At 37.9% G+C, this 17,802-nt stretch carries 16 protein-coding genes; 7 read left to right on the top strand and 9 right to left on the bottom strand.

Features of this window, described 5'->3' with window-relative positions; all coding sequences use genetic code 11:
- The first annotated feature begins 168 nt into the window (after positions 1-168).
- The 5 genes from Q384_RS01875 (at position 169) to Q384_RS01855 (ending at position 6,481) form a co-directional block, all read left to right on the top strand.
- Positions 169-651, top strand: coding sequence for a hypothetical protein (locus Q384_RS01875; protein WP_037585611.1), 483 nt, complete (start codon positions 169-171; stop codon positions 649-651).
- A 420-nt stretch (positions 652-1,071) separates the two neighbouring features.
- A complete protein-coding gene (locus Q384_RS01870; RefSeq protein WP_037585610.1) occupies positions 1,072-2,118 on the top strand; it encodes a threonine aldolase family protein in 1,047 nt (348 codons plus the stop codon).
- A 239-nt stretch (positions 2,119-2,357) separates the two neighbouring features.
- Entirely contained in the window at positions 2,358-4,082 is a 1,725-nt protein-coding gene (locus Q384_RS01865; RefSeq protein WP_037585609.1) for a biotin--[acetyl-CoA-carboxylase] ligase, read from the top strand.
- Positions 4,079-4,834, top strand: coding sequence for a hypothetical protein (locus Q384_RS01860; protein ID WP_037585608.1), 756 nt, complete (start codon positions 4,079-4,081; stop codon positions 4,832-4,834). Before Q384_RS01865 ends, Q384_RS01860 begins: the two co-directional genes overlap by 4 nt.
- A gap of 588 nt (positions 4,835-5,422) precedes the next feature.
- On the top strand, positions 5,423-6,481 hold the full coding sequence (locus Q384_RS01855; RefSeq protein WP_211251064.1) for an Ldh family oxidoreductase: 1,059 nt from the start codon (positions 5,423-5,425) through the stop codon (positions 6,479-6,481).
- A 258-nt stretch (positions 6,482-6,739) separates the two neighbouring features.
- On the opposite strand, the gene Q384_RS12510 is transcribed toward Q384_RS01855, so the two are convergent.
- From Q384_RS12510 to Q384_RS01815, 8 genes are all read right to left on the bottom strand, one after another.
- Complete coding sequence (locus tag Q384_RS12510) at positions 6,740-7,129, bottom strand: tautomerase family protein (protein ID WP_051940281.1); 390 nt, start codon at positions 7,127-7,129, stop codon at positions 6,740-6,742.
- Between the two features lie 34 nt (positions 7,130-7,163).
- Positions 7,164-8,207: a cell division protein ZapE gene (gene zapE, locus Q384_RS01845; RefSeq protein ID WP_037585607.1), complete on the bottom strand. Its 1,044-nt coding sequence runs from the start codon at positions 8,205-8,207 to the stop codon at positions 7,164-7,166.
- The gene (locus Q384_RS01840) at positions 8,204-8,809 is read right to left on the bottom strand and encodes an FMN-binding negative transcriptional regulator (protein WP_037585606.1); all 606 of its coding nucleotides are present in this window, start codon (positions 8,807-8,809) and stop codon (positions 8,204-8,206) included. The genes zapE and Q384_RS01840 overlap by 4 nt, the downstream gene beginning before the upstream one ends.
- Positions 8,810-8,990: 181 nt before the next feature.
- Positions 8,991-10,271, bottom strand: coding sequence for a SidA/IucD/PvdA family monooxygenase (locus Q384_RS01835; RefSeq protein WP_037585604.1), 1,281 nt, complete (start codon positions 10,269-10,271; stop codon positions 8,991-8,993).
- Positions 10,272-10,282: 11 nt separating this feature from the next.
- The gene (locus Q384_RS01830) at positions 10,283-11,617 is read right to left on the bottom strand and encodes a diaminobutyrate--2-oxoglutarate transaminase family protein (RefSeq protein ID WP_037585602.1); all 1,335 of its coding nucleotides are present in this window, start codon (positions 11,615-11,617) and stop codon (positions 10,283-10,285) included.
- A gap of 40 nt (positions 11,618-11,657) precedes the next feature.
- Positions 11,658-12,662, bottom strand: a complete 1,005-nt coding sequence (locus Q384_RS01825) for an aromatic ring-hydroxylating dioxygenase subunit alpha (RefSeq protein WP_037585600.1) — start codon at positions 12,660-12,662, stop codon at positions 11,658-11,660.
- Between the two features lie 26 nt (positions 12,663-12,688).
- A complete protein-coding gene (locus Q384_RS01820; RefSeq protein ID WP_037585599.1) occupies positions 12,689-14,215 on the bottom strand; it encodes a 4-hydroxyphenylacetate 3-hydroxylase family protein in 1,527 nt (508 codons plus the stop codon).
- A 29-nt stretch (positions 14,216-14,244) separates the two neighbouring features.
- Positions 14,245-15,006 carry a sulfite exporter TauE/SafE family protein gene (locus Q384_RS01815; protein WP_037585598.1) on the bottom strand — a complete coding sequence of 254 codons (762 nt, stop codon included), beginning with the start codon at positions 15,004-15,006 and terminating at the stop codon, positions 14,245-14,247.
- 268 nt (positions 15,007-15,274) lie between these two features.
- Between Q384_RS01815 and Q384_RS13085 the strand changes: the two genes are divergently transcribed.
- Positions 15,275-15,442 (top strand): hypothetical protein, encoded by a 168-nt coding sequence (locus Q384_RS13085; RefSeq protein WP_156956394.1) that lies wholly within the window; start codon positions 15,275-15,277, stop codon positions 15,440-15,442.
- A gap of 98 nt (positions 15,443-15,540) precedes the next feature.
- On the opposite strand, the gene Q384_RS13080 is transcribed toward Q384_RS13085, so the two are convergent.
- Positions 15,541-15,699, bottom strand: coding sequence for a hypothetical protein (locus tag Q384_RS13080; RefSeq protein ID WP_156956393.1), 159 nt, complete (start codon positions 15,697-15,699; stop codon positions 15,541-15,543).
- Positions 15,700-15,849: 150 nt separating this feature from the next.
- Between Q384_RS13080 and ettA the strand changes: the two genes are divergently transcribed.
- A complete protein-coding gene (gene ettA / locus Q384_RS01805) occupies positions 15,850-17,517 on the top strand; it encodes an energy-dependent translational throttle protein EttA (protein WP_037585596.1) in 1,668 nt (555 codons plus the stop codon).
- Positions 17,518-17,802 lie beyond the last annotated feature (285 nt).

The following is a 17,802-nucleotide window of genomic DNA, read 5'->3' as shown; positions in this document are numbered from 1 at the left end:
AAATACTTGAAATAATGTATAAATAAAAGCTGGTTTTCCTACACCTAAAAATATGGAAGGAAAATTCAGACTAGGAACAGGTAGTGGATATTTTAAAAGAATGTGTTTTAAACCAAGTCTGGTTTTCGGCTTGTCGGGTTTTGGTTGGCTGTATCGAAAGGAAATATTATGTCTGGCTGGATTTACGAACCAAGGATTAGGGTTGGCTTGCTGAATTTTAATAGTTCAATTGATGAGATTTCTGCTAAATTTCATCTCCGGTTTGCAGGAGATTTAAATGAGTTATATAAAGAAACCTTTGATGATAGTGAAAGATTTTGTGAAGATGGGGTCGGGGAGTCATGGGGTTTGGAAGATTATTTAGATGACTTCGGATTTTTTAAAGTAAAGCTTGAATTTAATGAAAATGGATTACTTGAAACAATCTGTGATGCAGAAAGTTTTGTATTCCTTGGATCTGAGATTATAGGACTGCCAGAGTCTGATCTATCTGTCTGCTTTGGAAAACCAGAAGAGATAGTGAAAATACCACATTTTAATGCGTTTTCATTATATGTATTTAATGATGATATTATGGTTTCCATTCTTAATGGACGTGTTGATCGTATTACGGTTAGCTCGTATTCAATTCCTTCAGATTTCTCTTTCTAAGTAAAATGTTTATAAAATGGAGATATTTGTGGATAAATGGATAGAAAAGAAAAAATATATGAAGTTAATCTCAAATGCATGTAATTTGCGCGATCTTGATATGCAAGATTTTGCATAAATTTATTTTCTTGTCTTGCTGATAAAGAATATGTTTTTGCGTTGCTTGCTCTTGGTTAAATTGAAAAAATCACGCATTATCTTGCTTATAAAGGAGAAGTATATATAGAAGAAGCATGAGATTAGCCGTGATTTCGATGATAATTATTCATGAATTTGGCGGTGTATTGAGGCCTGTTTTTAAAATAATGATTGCCGTATTATTGATATAATTGCTTTATCTCAGCATACTGATTTACCGCGTTTTATTTTTAGTAATCCTTTACCAACCAGTGTATTCAAAGACAAAAATAAATCAACACCATGAAAATCAGACACAATCCACAATCTCATTCTTTTGCTTCCGACAACTATTCCGGTATTCACCCCAAAGTGCTTGAAGCCATTGCTGCTGCCAACGGAGGACATGAAGCGGCGTATGGCAGCGATGTTTACAGCCATGCTTTGCGTCAAAAGATTCAATCTTTATTCGGTGATGCCGCCAACTGTTTTCCTGTATTTAACGGCACGGGTGCAAATGTATTGGCGTTGCAAGCCTTGCTGCCGCGCTGGGGCGCGGTGATTTGCGCTCAAAGTGCGCACATACAGTGTGATGAAGGCGTTGCACCCGAATACATTGGCGGCATTAAATTATTGGCGGTGGAAACAGCCGATGGCAAGCTCACGCCTGAATTGATTGACCGTGAAGCATGGGGCTGGGGTGTGGAACATCGTGCCCAGCCTTTGGCGGTGTACATCAGCCAAAGCACGGAGTTGGGAACGTGTTATACGGCAGCCGAAATCCGCGCCATTGCCGAACACTGCCGCCGATTGGGTATGAAGTTATATATGGACGGGGCGCGTTTGGCGAATGCGGCGGCGTTTTTGCAAACAGACATCAAAGCCATCACCACCGACGCAGGCGTGGATATGCTGAGCCTCGGCGGCACAAAAAACGGCATGATGATTGGCGAGTGTTTGATTACACTTCAGCCCGATTTAGCAGAAGCCATGCCGTATTTGCGTAAAATTAATATGCAATTGGGTTCAAAATCTCGGTTTATTGCGGCGCAATTTTTGGCTTTGCTGGAAAATGATTTGTGGTTGCAGCTGGCACAACACAGCAACCGCATGGCGCAGCGTTTACGTCATGCCATTGAAGGCGTCAATGGTGTGGAAATCACCCAAGAAACCCAAGCAAACGCGGTATTTGCTCGTTTACCGATTGCCGCGCGCCGTGCTTTGCATGAAGAATTCCATTTTTATGATTGGCATGAACCCAGCGGAGAGGTGCGCTGGATGACAAGTTTCGATACTTTGCCTGAACACATTGATGTATTTGTCAATGCCATTGTTCAAGCCTGCCGATAATGTGGTTAAAATAACAGAAACAGCCGCGCAGTAAAATTATTGTTATCGGTAAATCCATTCATTAAATGGATTCAGCCGTAAACAGCGAATTGCCAATTGTGTAATGGTTTTTGCAATAACCGCCGATGCAGTGCCGGCATACCGGCAGGCTGCCTGTATGGTGTTTGATTGTTTGTTGATGCGGGATATTTGTCAAAACAGTATCCAATCATTTTTTAATTCACATTCAAATTGTTCTTATGTCTGATTTACATTGGGTTCTGCTTCCTTTGCTTGCTGATGGTTTGCCGCACAGCGAAAACCGTTTGGCGCAAGCCTTGCAAGTGAAAACGCATGAATTGTTTGCGATTTGGCAGCAAGTGCCGCCACATATTCGCGGTTTACTGCGCCGTCAAGGCGGTGTGTGGCATTTGGTTCGCCCCTTGGCAATATTATCGGAACACGATGTTAAAACCATTGCCGCGCAGCACGGTTTTCAGGCAGCCCTTTTGACGGAAACCACATCGACCAATACTGTATTATTGAATTTTGCCAAACAAAATTTCGCCGATGCCCATGCACAAGTGCGTGTGGCTTATCAGCAAAGTGAGGGGCGAGGGCGGCAGGGAAAAGCATGGGAGGCAAGAAGCGGTGAATGCTTGATGATGAGCTTGTCTTGGCTGTTTAATCGTCCGCAAGCTGATTTGAGCGGCTTGGCGGCGGCAGTGGCATTGGCGGCTTGCCGCGCCTTGCGCAACAATGGTGTGAACGCACAAATCAAATGGCCCAATGATTTGGTTTTGGGGCAAAGCAAACTTGGCGGTATTTTGATTGAAACCGTGCGCCTGCAAAGCAACAGCATTGCCGTTATCGGCATCGGGCTGAATTTTGTCTTGCCCAAACAAGTAGATGCTGCAACCGCCATCCAAACCGTATTGCCAAAAGTGCAGGCGGTAAACGTGTATCACAGCTTATTGTCGCATCTGGCAGAAATTTTGCCGCAATTTAATCAACACGGTTTAGCGCCTTTTCTTGATGATTATCATCGTTTCCACCGCGATCAAAATCAAGCCGTGCGTTTATTGCAGCAGATGCAAATCATTGCCCAAGGCAAGGCTTTGGGTATTAACGAAAACGGCATGCTGAGGCTGCACACTGCGAGCGGCGAAAAAACTTTTGCCAACGGCGACATCAGCCTGCGGACACAAATTAATGCGGATAATCAACACAGGCTGCCTGAATATTATCTGCTGCTTGACAGCGGCAACAGCAAATTAAAATGGGCGTGGGCGCAAAATGGGCGGATTTTGTGCAAAGGTGCAGCCGCTTATCATGAATTGTATTTGCTGCGGCAAGATTGGCAAAAATACGGCAATGCACAAACCCGTATTATCGGCTGCGCCGTCAGCGGAGAAAGCAAACAAAGTGCCGTTGAACACGCATTGCCGCAACCGATTGAGTGGTTATCATCGGAACGGGAAGTTGTGGGCATACGCAACCACTACCGCGATATTCAAGAACACGGTGCAGATCGCTGGTTTAATGTTTTGGGCAGCCGCCGTACCACAGCCAACGCCTGCGTCATCGTCAGCTGCGGCACAGCCGTTACTGTGGACGCGCTCACCGATGATAATCAATACTTAGGCGGCAGCATTTTGCCGGGTTTTCATCTGATGACAGAAGCATTGGCTTTGCATACCGCCAAACTCAATCGCATCATCGGCAAGCAATATCCTTTTGCCACCACCACCGCCAACGCATTGGCAAGCGGCATTGCCGATGCTGTTTGCGGCGCGGTATTATTGATGCATCAACGTCTGCAAGACAGAGTGGGTGCGGCAAAATCGGTGGACGTATTAATCACCGGCGGCGGCGGCATAAAACTTTATCGTGCCTTGCCTGCTGCATTTGTTTTAGACAACCGCACGGAAGTTGTGGATAATCTGGCTATTCAAGGTTTGCTTTACTGGGTGGAAAACGAATGAAATGGTTATTCACCATATTGGTTGCTTTAAATATTGTGGTTTTTGCCGGTATGGTTGCCGGCAGAGCCGTGCGTGCTCCTGAATCCAAACAGGAAAGCGTTACCGTACCGCAATCATTGAGTAAACCCAATATCAGCGTTGAATCTGTGGATACATCAATTGTATCTGCTCCGAAATCTGCTGCTGCGCCTGCTGCTCATTCAGCTGCTGCCAATAAACCGCAAACGACACCCGCTGCTTCATCTGCCAAGATTCAAAATACCGCCGCTGCCGATAAAAACGGTTTGTGCGCCGCTGCCGTATTGAATGCCGACGACTACTACCGCATTCGCGGTTTGTTGGGTAAATGGCAGCATCTTGCCACACGCTTTGTGGAAGCCAACACCAACACCAATGCCAAAAAGAAAACCGCGGCGGCGCGTTATCGCGTTATCTTGTCCGGCGGCGATGAAATACGGCAGCGTTTGCAGCAGCAGGGCTTTTCATTTTCGATGTTCGAAGGCAAATTCAGCTTAGGTGTATTTAACCGCCACGGTGATGCCGAATCTTTATTGGTGCGTGCCAAATTAAACGGTTTTGACAACGCCTATATTGAAACGGCAAATGCGGGCAGCTCTGATGAAGCCAACTTGAGTGTTGCCAAAATGCGCTTACTGTTTTCTCGGCTCAGTACACAAGACAGACAAGATGTTAATGCAGTGATTAAAAACTACAGTCAGCTGCAATCTGTGGAATGTCAGAAAAATAATTGATTTCAATTGAAATTTGTAGGTTAAAGAAGGGTATATCCATTTTTCGGAGCAAGCAATTCGGTATTGACTGCCAATATGTAAACTGACTCAATAAATTGCCGAGTTTTTCAAAATTCTATTAAATATTCTGTCAAAATAACGTGCCGTAAAACAAATAATGTTTGGGTACGGAAATGTTCGTAATCAAAAATTGACCAAAATCGATATGGTAACTTCCGTGATTTAATATGTTACGACCAATGGCTTTGTTGTATTAATCATTGCTTCCGTACCGTCAATATGGTTAAGTTTTTTAAAACACACCGTCTCACTCAACACAGCTTATGCACGCCATTGATACAACACGCATCAGCAATGTACTGAATCTGTTGCCGTGTTTTTTTTCATTCTTCATACTTGATATTTGTCTTGTAAAGTTGTACGGTACTGTGTCTCGTGCTTCAAACACGAGGATTTTTTTGTTGCCGGAAATAGAAAGTATTGATAATGGATAAACACTCAGTTTCTCTTGTTGCTTATCATAATGATGTCAAAACGATTTATTTTATTAACTATTATTCTTGATATAAATAGAAATTGGAATTGGAAATGATTAAAATTAATAATAATACTGCTGAACAATTTATTCGTGCCGTATTGTTAAGTAAAAATGTGCCGGAATCTGTTGCAACTGATGTTGCCGAGCATTTAATTGCTTCAGATAAAGCCGGTTATGCCAGCCATGGCTTATCCATTCTGCCAAGCTATGTAAAAGCCATTAAGCAAGGTACATTAAAAGCCGATGCCATGCCTGAGTGCATCAAACGCGATGGCGTGTTGTTGGGCTACGATGCGCATTTGGGATTTGGGCAGCATGCCGCCAAAGTGGCGTTTCACGATGCCATTGAGCAGGCAAAAGAAAATGGTTTGTGCGCATTAACCTTGCGCCATGCACATCACATCGGGCGCACCGGATTTTTTGGTGAAATGGCGTGCAAAGAAGGCCTGGCATTGTTTGCGTTTACCAACATCATTAAACGCGTACCCACAGTTGCCCCTTTTGGCGGCGGCAAGGCAAAATTAACCACCAATCCATTGTGTTTTGCATGGCCATTGCCGCACGGCGGAGATTCTCCCTTTTTATTGGATTTGGCCACCAGCACCATCGCCTTAAATCGGGCGCGTATTTTAGCAGCCCGCGGTGAACCCGCTCCTGCAGACAGTTTAATTGACGAAGCAGGCTATCCCACCAGCAACCCCAATGTGATGTGGAAAGATGCCAACGGCGCATTGCTTACTTTCGGTGCACACAAAGGCTATGGTTTGGGATTGGCAGTGGAGTTGTTTGCGGGCATATTGAGCGGCGGCGGCACAATATACAGCGAACACGAAGGCAATGGCATGGCTGTGAATAATATTTTTGCCATTGTACTGGACATCAAACGCTTTGTTGATGAAGATTGGGCGACAACGGAAGCGGAAAATTTTATTCAGTATCTCAAAGATACACCGCCGCAGCCCGGGTTTAAATCGGTGCAATATCCCGGTGAATACGAAGCCAACAACCGCAAGAAATACGCAGAGCATATCGAAATGGACGATATTTCTTGGCAAACACTGGTTGATTTATCTGCTGATACGGGCATTGCTTTGCCGGAGGCGAAATAAACCGTTATTGTAAAGTTGCCATTGACCGCACGAGGGGCAAGCCCGTAATGTGGTCAAATGACTTTCTTTTTCATCACGCTGCAATCCGAAACAATCAAGCCCAATGCGACAGAAATCGGATTGCCGCGCTTCATTTTGTTATGATGGATATTTTTGATTTTGAACCAATGTGATGAACAGCCGTATTCGTGTGCAAAAAAATAGTTGTTCAGCGATAAAGCTGCTTTTCGGCACTCATCAAGAAGCGGCTTTTTTTATTTAGATAAAAATGTTATATCCAAAATCAATTTCATCAGCAGATAATCCCCCGTGCATCCCCCAATTTTCACTTACTTGTTCATTTAGCAGTATCAAAATATCTTTTGGCAAAATATTTAATAAGCTAGCTAAATCAATAGTTATTTGTTTATATAATTTCCTTTTTGCATTTAAACTACGCCCTTTAAACAGAATAATTTCTATATGAATATAATTTGAGTTATTTGATGGTGAGTAAAATGTATCTGCTGAAAAATATTGATATCTTGCTTGTAACTCTTCATCAGCTACACCAAATATATTTTTTAAATTTTTAAATATACAGCTAATAATTTCTTGTTGCTCAGTAATAGAGCGAATAGTAGATTCTTCAACTTTAACAATGGGCATGTCAACTCCTTTTATTTAGATGAAATTCTCAAGTTTATGTATATTTATTGATAGTAAATATGGCTGATTTCATTTCATGTAACCTGCTTATGGTACGAGAAATATCAATAGTTTCTTCTAATTTAGACAGCATGGTTTCTATAGGTTCTTCAGAAGAAATAAATAAATGTTTTTTTTGATCATATAAAATATCTACCAACCAAATAAAGCGACGTAACCCATCTGCATTTTTTAAACCATAATAGCTAATGTTAGATACAACGATTACCTCCCACTTTTCAGAAATCTCTAAATAATCTAAATGAGAATAAAACCCTAAGCAAATTGTATCAAAATCAAACCAAATGCAATATTTTCCTATTGCATAGGGTGTTATTTTTCTTTTTTGAATTAAAATAGGTTGAAAATTTTGGTATATATCCAGTCCAGTACTATTTAAATAATTTAGTAATGCTGTTTCAGATTCTTTATTATAAGGATAAATATATTGGTTTGATAAATTGCAAGTATTATATCGATAATCTTTATTATAATAATTATCTAATTGAAAAACAAATAATTCTTTTTCAATCATATTTATAATCCCTTGAGCATGATGATGCATTTTTGAATCAGGTAATAAAGATTTTGGAACATAGTTAGAAGTTAAAATAACAAATACTTTTTTCTTAAATAATATATTAAAAAAACGTTCCATCATTATGGTGTCTGCGATATCGTGTAAATGAAATTCATCTAGGCAAAACAGTTTGTAGTTATCAGCAATCTTATTAGCAAAAATAGTCAATGAATCTAAGGATGTATAGTTTTTTATAATTAAGTTTTTGTGTAATTCCCTTAAGAAATGATGATAATGAATGCGTATGGTTGTTGATTTTGCACATTCAGAAAAAGCATCCATAATCATGGTTTTTCCTCTCCCTGGCTTTCCCCATAAATAACAACCTGTTATTTTTCTATTGCTTTTTTTTATTTTCCAAAATACATCTAAATTATTAATTATTTTAATTTGTTCTTCATTAAGAATAATCCCTTTATTAGAAAAATAACTTGACAATTTAATATTATTAATACTCATATTTTTAATATCTCCTTTAAAACCATATAATTGACATCATCCTTATTTTTAATCATATATTGTATTGCAGCATTTCGATCAATAATATCTTTCTCTTGTGATAGCTTAAAACGTCCTTCTTCATAAAATGTATTTATTTTTAAAGTTGAAATTTCTGAAATATTATTAATGTTTCGAGTATCTTCTGAATGATATTGAAATGCAGTGGAAATGTGCTGTAAATGATTACATGTTTTTTTAAGAGTATCGTGGTTTATTGCAATATCATTAATAACAGACAAATGTCCTTGTGCATGTACAGAAATATAATTCCATGTTGGTAGTGCATTGTCATGATAAATATCTGGGGAAATATAGCTTTGACAACCCATAAATACGATATATACATTGCTAATTTCATTTTCTTGAAATTGAGGATTATTTTTATCAGCATGTCCAAATAAGCTGCGATCATTTGCTCTAAACAATGGAATATGGCTAGTTATTATTTTCCCATTTCGTTCATTAATAATTAGAGCGAGAGGGTAATTTTTAATAACCAGATCAATTAAATAAGGATTTGAATATAAATATTTTTCATAATGAAACTTGTAAGAGCTCATGTTAATAAATCTCCATAAAAATTTAATGAATAACCTCACAACAGAGTAGTATCTGTTAAAATAATTTAAGTTAAAAATCATCAATTATACTTTTTATACAGCAACTATAGGTATATACTCATTTTGGAATGATGTTCCGTAGAGTGGTGAGTAGTATAACCTAAAGAGATTTAATTAAAATTTATAGTATATTAATTATAGAATTAACAATTTGTTCAGAACGTAATGCTAAAAGGCTAAATGATCCCGCATCTCCCATTCCATGTGAAGACTCGCAAAGCCCATTTAAATATAAAGGAGTCTTAAAATTATTTGGTATATTAAGGCAGACTTGGTAATCACGACTAATTTTAATTATACCGTTTTCATATTCCAAAAAATGAGATAATTTTTCTAATATTTTTGGATAAGTTTCTTTTTTTACACCTTGTCCTAAATCTAAAAAACCTGTCGCTAAAACAACTAAATCTACATTTCGTTCTACTATTTTCTTGCTGATAATATTTTTTAATTTTATTGTTATTGATTCTTGACTAGGAATACAATCTAATATTTCAGTGCATGTTAATAGCTCAAGACGATTAATTTTTTGTAACCGATAAGAATAATTTTTAATGTATAATTGATTAATAACATCTATATCAGCAGAAGAATAGTTAGTGAAAATTAGCTCATCACGTAATTTTCTTTTAATTTCTTGTTGAGCATGAAAAAAAGTATCAGCAAAACTGGGAAAATAAACTTCATCAGAAAAAGGACTGGTATCTTTTTGTCGATAAGCAAAATTACGCGTAATCCCACAAATATAATTTAACTTTGATTGAGAGCAGGCGTGTAATAAAATTTCTACAGCACTTTGGCTTCCACCAATTACTGCAATACGGTTCTGTTTCTCTATTGGCAATTGTTCCAGTGTTGGTAAGTAATTCGTTAGATGAATAATTCTATTATCAGAAAATTGGTTAAAAGGCTCTGGAATATTAGGTGTTCTGCCAGGTGCTAGAACAATACTTCGAGCATAATATTCCTCATTATTCAAACAAAATACTTTGTAGCATAATTTTCCATCGTTATGCTCTATTAGCTGAATATCAGTAACCTTGCATTGGTACTTTACCTGTTCATGGAAGTGATTAGCTACCCAAATAACATACTGAGCATATTCAATACGAAGTGGGTAATGTAAAGGTAAATTTAAATGTTCATATAGCCGATTATGTTCATGCAAAAAATTTGTAAATGTGTAACGGCTTCTAGGGTTACGAGGAGTAACCAAATCACGTAAAGGGTGATTTTGAATATCAGAATCTTCCAATAGCATACCTGGTTGCCATAAGGCATTATCACGCTGTTCCATAAAAAGAACAGAATAATTGGGTGCTAACTCTTCCAATGCGATTGCTAATGCAATGTTAGCAGGCCCAAAACCTATTCCAATAATATCATAAATATTTTCTTTCATATGTATTCCTTTTAATTTTTCCAAATTTTTGACAATGCTGACTCAAATCGATAAATTATTTCATTTACATCTGATTCAGTAATAATTAGAGGAGGCAAAAATCGTATAACAGATTTATTTCGTCCACCTGTCTCCAGAATTAGCCCATTTTCTAAACAAGCTAGTTTAAGAGATTTTGCTAATTCTTTATTATTTGCAGGATGCCCTAATGGATTCTCTTTTATTCCTGGTTTAATCAATTCAACGCCTATCATTAAGCCTTGACCACGAACTTCACCAATACAATCAAATTTTCCTTGTAAAATTTGTAATTTTTGTTTAAGTAATAACCCTATTTTATTAATATTTTCTAGAATACTAGGTTGTGATAAGTATGCTAATGTTGCTGTCCCACTAACTAGGGCAATTTGATTCCCTCGGAAAGTTCCTGTGTGTGATCCAGGTAACCAAGAATCATATTTATCATGATAAAGCATGACAGTTAGAGGGTAACCACCACCAATGGCTTTTGATAAGATAATAGCATCAGGTACAATACCAGAATATTCATAAGCAAACATATTTCCACTTCGTCCGCAGCCACACTGTATTTCATCTAAAACTAAAGGAACATCATAACGTTCTGTTATTTCACGTAATCCCCTCAACCATTCTTTACTTGCCGGAATACACCCACCTTCACCTTGAATAGTTTCTACCAATACCATTGCAGGTTTAGTCAATCCACTTTCAGGATCAGTTAATAAATTTTCTAGATAATTTAGTGATATTTTTTCTATATCATATGTATCTACACCGAATGGGTTACGGTATGTATAAGGAAAAGGTAAAAAATGAACATCTGAGGTATAACCATGAATTGATTGCTTTGGAAGCAAGTTTCCCATCATACTTAAAGACCCCATAGTCATTCCATGATAAGCTCCTTGAAAAACAAATATGGAACTACGTCCTGTAACTATCTTAAATAATTTGAGAGCAGCCTCTACACCATCAGAACCTGATGGGCTACAAAATTGAATTTTTGCATGCTTTGCAAAACTAGCAGGTAATATTTGATATAATTGTTCAATGAAATTAATTCTGGCTGGTGTCATTATATCTAAGGCTTGTTGTAACTGATCAGATTTTAAAAAATCAATTACTTTTTCTTGAATAATAGGGTTGTTATGCCCTAAAGCCAATGCACCAGCACAAGATAAACAATCAAAATATTCATTTCCTGAACTATCATAAACTCTCGCCAACTTACCTTTGGTAATAATTTTATCAATACTTCGCGAATAAGTACGCGCATTTGACTCTAAGTAAAGAATTGAATCTTTAGTTTTTTTATTATAATTCATGTTATTTCCTCCTCTTTAGGAATTATATGTATAAAATATTTTATGATTTTATCGTTCCTAACTCTTTTATCCAGTATCTATACTCTATACTTAATTTATCGCTTTTAACATGCATTTCTTGTTTTATATCTAAAGGCAATCTTATTGGACGCTGTGATTCAACAATAAGACGATCTTGTTCAAATACTAAATCTTGTCTATATAATATTTTTTCTTCAGATAAATATTCTCCAAAATTAATAGCAACAATTAGCCAGATAATACATTCATCTTCATCTACAGGTGTTGCATTCAAAAAAGTACAAAATCTCTCAGTTTCACCAGTTTGTTTATTAAAATAAGCAGTAGTTGGATTTAAAACAGAATAAGTATATCTGGCAGTAACAGGAATTCCCCTGTGATCACCATATGGTTGATATACGGATATTTCTGAAGTTTTTAACCCCCTTTCATTTTTAAAAACTTGATAATTATCTAATATATCAGGAAAATTAGGATCTCCATTTAAATTAGCATGAACAAACGGAAAGTGAGAAGCATCTAAAAAATTTTCTACAGCACGCAATGCATTGCTTTTATAAAAATATGGTCCCGCATATATTTTACGAAAATTAGAATTTTCCCATTCTGAAAATAAAGGTATACTCCTATCAGGTTTATCTAAAGCAACCCAAATAAACCCATAACATTCCTTTGCATAATGGCTAAAAATTAAATTTTTTGAGGATGGCGGTGTTTGATTTGGATGTGCTGGAACCAGAGTGCACTCCCCTGCAGAATTGAATCTCCAACCATGATATGGGCATTCAATTTCATCATTTTTAATACAGCCATTTGAAAGTTTAGCTCCTCTATGTCCACAATAATCTTTCCAAGCATGGATAGTACCAGAACCATCTCTCCACAAAACAAGTTCCTCTCCTAATAGACGGATAGCTTTAGGTTTTCCAATTATTAGATCTTGTGATTTTAATACAACGTGCCATTGATTTTTTAATGCTTTATAATCAATTGATTCACGTTCCCATTTTCCTGTATATAACATAATATAAGATCCTTATTGTAAACATTTTATCTTTGATCATGACATATGCCATCAAAAGACCAACCTAAGTCATTCCAACCTGATAGTGAATAATCCAACATACACTTTTCAACTAGAGAATGACATTGTTCTAATACACCGCTATTTTTACATTGCTGTAACATATCTAAGCGAACCTGTTCATTATTGCCTGCATAATTGTATTCATAAATTTCATGGCGATTAGCAAATTCACTTCCAAGTGCGTCCCATAATAATTTAATTAATTTTAATCTATCATTTGATTTTTGATTATTCCCCTGAAAATATTGGTTAATTAGATTATTTAAATCTAAATTTTGTATATCTAACCAACTGGATGGTTGCATAATTGGAGAGCCGCCTAAAATAGTATTAAAAATGGGTTTAATCTGTGACATAACTTGTGTCCCAAAATAGCGAACAGTAGTGGCAATTTCTGAACGGGGTACTACAGATCCATCTTTACGTTTTTCTGGGTTAAAGCAAAGTGATTCTGTTAATGACCACATTAAATTTCGTAATGCAAAAATTTCAGCAAGTTTAACTTGTACACCTCGAAATGAAGCTGTGCCATTTGATAATAATACCTTTGATAATAAGCCACAGATAAAATCTAGTTTAACAGCTACACGAGTGCCTGACTGTAGTGGGTATCTATTGAGAAAGCCAGAATCAGAATAAAATTTTTTTGCTCTATCAATATCTCTATAAATTAATATATTTTCCCAAGGAACAAATACACCATCAAAAATTAAAACAGAATCGTTTTCATCAAATCTACTTGAAAGAGGATTATCGAAAGGACTTAATGCAGAAGATTCATATGAGCGGCGACAAATGATTTTTAAATTAGGTGCATTTATTGGTAAAATAAAACACAAAGCAAAATCTTCCTCTCTATTAGTTTGATATTGTGTGGCGCTGTTCTGTGCTACAAAAACTGCGTTGGAAAATACAGCACCAGTTGCCACCATTTTGACACCACGCACAATTATTCCTGAATCAATCTCTTTTTCAACATGTAAATAAATATCACGCATATCAGATATAGCCATGCCTCTGCCTATTGGCGGATTAACTAACACATGACTTAAAAACATAACATTGTGAGTTATTTTTCTATACCAATTTATTGCATTATCATGAAATGGATTATATAAGTTGGACTCTGACTGAAGTGTTGCAGTAAAACCTGCCTTATAATCAGGTGTTCGTCCCATAAAACCGTAAGTCAAACGAGACCAGTAGGCAATGGCTTCGCGAGCTTTTAGTAAATCATCATTAGAATAGCTTGGCATAAAAAAGCGATGAGTCCGGTAGCCATCTTTATCAATGCTTGTCATAATTTCTTTACTATCAGGAGTATGTAGAGCATCGTAAAGTTTTGAAATAGAGTGAACTCCATTTTTAAATGCTGAATGTGTGGTTATATCTGGTACTTTTTCCCCATAAATATACACCTCTCTATCATCTTTAAGGCTTTCTAAATAATTTTGAGAAGTCATCATTTCATTTATATCAGTTGATTTCATTTTTTTCTCCTTATATTAATTTAATTTTATTAAATAAAGTCTATCATTCCAAAATATTTGATAATTAAAGAAAATCCGGAAATTAAAATAATAATGTTTATTATCCTGGTAAATTGTTCTTTAGTTAGATGTAAATTGATATGACTACCCAAAAAATTACCGCATAACATAATAGGAATTAAAAAAATTATGATAATAATTAAAGATTTATCCGAATAAACCCCTAATAATATAAATAAAATAACCCGTGTCAATGTGCTAAAACCCAACAATGTTGTTTGAGTAATACGAAAAGTGCTTTTTGATTTAATTCTATTTGATAGGTAGATGGCATAAATGAAGCCACCACTGCCAAATAAAGCACTGCATAAGCCACCTGTTAAACCAAAAGGAATAACCATTGAAGGTGAAAATGAGTAATGATTATGCTTGGCTGATAAAGTATATAACCCATAGATTATTGCAAAAATACCCAGTGCTAATAATAATATATCTGGTTTTGTTTTGAATAAAACAGTAACGCCAATTAAACTGCCTATGACCATTAATGGAATCAATTTTTTTAGCTCACTATACTGCGCATTTTTTCCATCATGATAGATATTATTTAATGCTGCAAACATATCTAATAATGCCAATATGGGAATAATTTTGGATAAAGGCATAAATGTTACCAATATAGGGGAGGCAATCAATGACGTACCAAAGCCGACTATTCCAAAAATAATATATGATACAAAGATTGTACCCATAATTATTATAATTTGTTGTGCTTGAAAGTCTTCTGGCATTTTGAATTCTCCCTGATATTTAATCATTGTGGTATGTACAGTATATTTATTTTGTTACTTAAGCAATATTGAATTTATGAATTTACAATTTTATTTTTTGATTTCTATCATCATTTTTTTGAATGGTGTAAGCTAAATTTAATTATTATCAAAATGTTATCTGGATCAACTCTGGTTTTAACCTATTTATTCGGACAGCGTAAAGCATCGCCCATTGTGTTTACGGTTTATGCAAAGATCGCGCCGACAACGCCGAAAAAGGCAAAAGATGAGCATCATGGTTTCTGCGTATAAATTATTGTTGGTATTGCTGCTGTATCCACAGCCAGAATGGCTGGCGGCATTGAATGATATAAGCAGTGCAGCAGCAGTTACCCGAGCAGGCAGGCTCCCTGAAAACATTGGCGGACACCTTGCGGCAAGGCGATTTGATTGAATTGCAAGAGGTTTAAGTCAATACTTTTGACTGTTCGCCCGTGCATTCCTTGCATTTGCTTGAAGATCTGTACGGTGAAGATCGTGTATGCGGGCAAGCTACTGTGGATTGGCTGAAAGAATATTGGCAGCTGGTGTGTCCAAGGAAATACGGCAGAAATCGGATTGCCGCGCTTCATTTGCCATGACGGATATTTTTAATTTCGAGTCAATGTGATAAAAAGCCGTATCCATGTGCAAAAATAGTTGTTTAGCCACAGTATGGAATACCGTAATCTCGCATAAAAGAAGTAGAATAGAACAATGCGGCACGAAGCGGGTAATCACTGTGTTTCCTGTTTCAGGCTGCCTGAACAATAACAACAACCCATCAACCTCTATTAAATATTTAACTGCGAAAAAATACCCATGAGTCAATACGTTTATTCCATGCTGCGTGTCAGCAAGACCGTACCGCCCAAAAAACAAATTATCAAAGACATTTCCCTATCTTTTTTCCCCGGCGCCAAAATCGGCTTATTGGGCTTAAACGGCTCGGGTAAATCCACCGTGTTGCGCATTATGGCGGGAGTGGACAAAGAATTTGATGGCGAAGCCGTTCCTATGGGCGGCATCAAAATCGGCTACTTGCCGCAAGAGCCTGAATTAGACCCCGAAAAAACCGTACGCGAAGAAGTGGAATCGGGTTTGGGTGAGGCGGCAGACGCACAAAAACGTTTGGAAGCCGTTTATGCTGCCTACGCGGAAGCCGATGCCGATTTTGACGCGCTGGCAGAAGAGCAAGCTCGCTTGGAAGCCATTATTGCCGCCAGTGCGGGTGATAATATTGAACACCAATTGGAAATCGCCGCCGATGCACTGCGGCTGCCGGAGTGGAACGCCAAAATTGCCCATTTATCAGGTGGTGAAAAACGGCGTGTGGCATTGTGTCAATTACTGCTCAGTAAACCCGATATGCTGCTCTTGGACGAACCCACCAACCACTTAGACGCAGAATCGGTGGAATGGCTGGAACAATTTTTGGTGCGTTTTCCCGGCACAGTGGTTGCAGTAACCCATGACCGTTATTTTCTGGACAATGCCGCCGAATGGATTTTGGAATTAGACCGCGGTCATGGCATTCCGTGGCAAGGCAATTACAGCTCATGGCTGGAACAAAAAGAAAAACGTCTGGAAAATGAATCCAAAACCGAAGCCGCCCGCATCAAAGCCATGAAGCAAGAATTGGAATGGGTGCGTCAAAATCCGAAAGGGCGGCAAGCCAAATCCAAAGCGCGGTTAGCGCGTTTTGAAGAACTATCCGGCAGCGATTATCAAAAACGCAATGAAACGCAAGAAATCTTTATTCCTGTGGCGGAACGCTTGGGCAATGAAGTGATTGAATTTGAAAATGTCAGCAAAAGTTTTGGTGATAAATTGCTGATTGATGACTTGAGTTTTAAAATTTCGCCCGGCGCAATTGTCGGCATTATTGGTCCCAACGGCGCGGGTAAATCCACTTTATTTAAACTGATTACCGGCGCAGAACAAGCCGACAGCGGCACGGTTGCCATTGGGCAAACCGTTAAAATGTCGTTGGTGGATCAAAGCCGTGTTGGTTTGGGCAACACCAAAACCGTGTTTGATGAAATCGCCGAGGGACACGATATTTTACAAGTTGGGCAATTTGAAATTCCCGCGCGTGCTTATTTAGGGCGGTTTAACTTCAAAGGCAGCGACCAGAGCAAAATTGTCGGCAACCTCTCCGGCGGCGAACGCGGCCGCTTGCATTTGGCAAAAACATTGCTTGAAGGCGGCAATGTATTGCTGCTGGACGAACCTTCCAATGATTTAGATGTGGAAACCTTACGTGCGCTGGAAGAGGCGTTATTGGAATTTGCCGGCAGCGTGATGGTGATTTCGCATGACCGCTGGTTTCTCGACCGCATAGCCACCCATATTCTGGCGGCAGAAGGCGATTCAAAATGGGTATTTTTTGACGGCAACTATCAAGAATATGAAGCCGATAAAAAACGCCGTTTGGGCGAAGAGGGTGCCAAACCCAAACGCATTCGCTACAAACCGGTAACCCGCTGAGTTTGTTTTCAGGCAGCCTGAGCAGCATATACAGGCTGCCTGAAAAATATCACTTCTTCTGTACAATACAGTGAAACTCAAAGATTCAGTTCAATTGCATCAATACAATACATATTTTGGGCGTTTTTGATAAAGCCGCCCAAGCGTGTTATTCAAATTTGTCGGCTGAGTTTTTCAGATCGTTTGAAAAATTTCCTGCCCGCTTGTATCAATCCCGCTGTAAGAATTATCCGCGTTGTTTACACTTTTCATCAAAATAAAAATATTTCTCTAGTACCTCGTATG

Source organism: Stenoxybacter acetivorans DSM 19021, assembly GCF_000745895.1.
GTDB classification, from domain to species: domain Bacteria; phylum Pseudomonadota; class Gammaproteobacteria; order Burkholderiales; family Neisseriaceae; genus Stenoxybacter; species Stenoxybacter acetivorans.
This window is presented reverse-complemented; position numbering and strand designations above follow the sequence as displayed.

Bases quoted from the DNA above. Each gene is read 5' to 3' on its own strand.
- Q384_RS01825 (WP_037585600.1), bottom strand. From the start codon at position 12,662: ATGTTATATACAGGAAAATGGGAACGTGAATCAATTGATTATAAAGCA.
- Q384_RS12510 (WP_051940281.1), bottom strand. From the start codon at position 7,129: ATGCCCATTGTTAAAGTTGAAGAATCTACTATTCGCTCTATTACTGAG.
- Q384_RS01855 (WP_211251064.1), top strand. From the start codon at position 5,423: ATGATTAAAATTAATAATAATACTGCTGAACAATTTATTCGTGCCGTA.
- Q384_RS01820 (WP_037585599.1), bottom strand. From the start codon at position 14,215: ATGAAATCAACTGATATAAATGAAATGATGACTTCTCAAAATTATTTA.
- Q384_RS01835 (WP_037585604.1), bottom strand. From the start codon at position 10,271: ATGAAAGAAAATATTTATGATATTATTGGAATAGGTTTTGGGCCTGCT.
- Q384_RS01830 (WP_037585602.1), bottom strand. From the start codon at position 11,617: ATGAATTATAATAAAAAAACTAAAGATTCAATTCTTTACTTAGAGTCA.
- Q384_RS01875 (WP_037585611.1), top strand. From the start codon at position 169: ATGTCTGGCTGGATTTACGAACCAAGGATTAGGGTTGGCTTGCTGAAT.
- ettA (WP_037585596.1), top strand. From the start codon at position 15,850: ATGAGTCAATACGTTTATTCCATGCTGCGTGTCAGCAAGACCGTACCG.
- zapE (WP_037585607.1), bottom strand. From the start codon at position 8,207: ATGAGTATTAATAATATTAAATTGTCAAGTTATTTTTCTAATAAAGGG.
- Q384_RS01860 (WP_037585608.1), top strand. From the start codon at position 4,079: ATGAAATGGTTATTCACCATATTGGTTGCTTTAAATATTGTGGTTTTT.
- Q384_RS01865 (WP_037585609.1), top strand. From the start codon at position 2,358: ATGTCTGATTTACATTGGGTTCTGCTTCCTTTGCTTGCTGATGGTTTG.
- Q384_RS01840 (WP_037585606.1), bottom strand. From the start codon at position 8,809: ATGAGCTCTTACAAGTTTCATTATGAAAAATATTTATATTCAAATCCT.
- Q384_RS01815 (WP_037585598.1), bottom strand. From the start codon at position 15,006: ATGCCAGAAGACTTTCAAGCACAACAAATTATAATAATTATGGGTACA.
- Q384_RS01870 (WP_037585610.1), top strand. From the start codon at position 1,072: ATGAAAATCAGACACAATCCACAATCTCATTCTTTTGCTTCCGACAAC.
- Q384_RS13085 (WP_156956394.1), top strand. From the start codon at position 15,275: ATGAGCATCATGGTTTCTGCGTATAAATTATTGTTGGTATTGCTGCTG.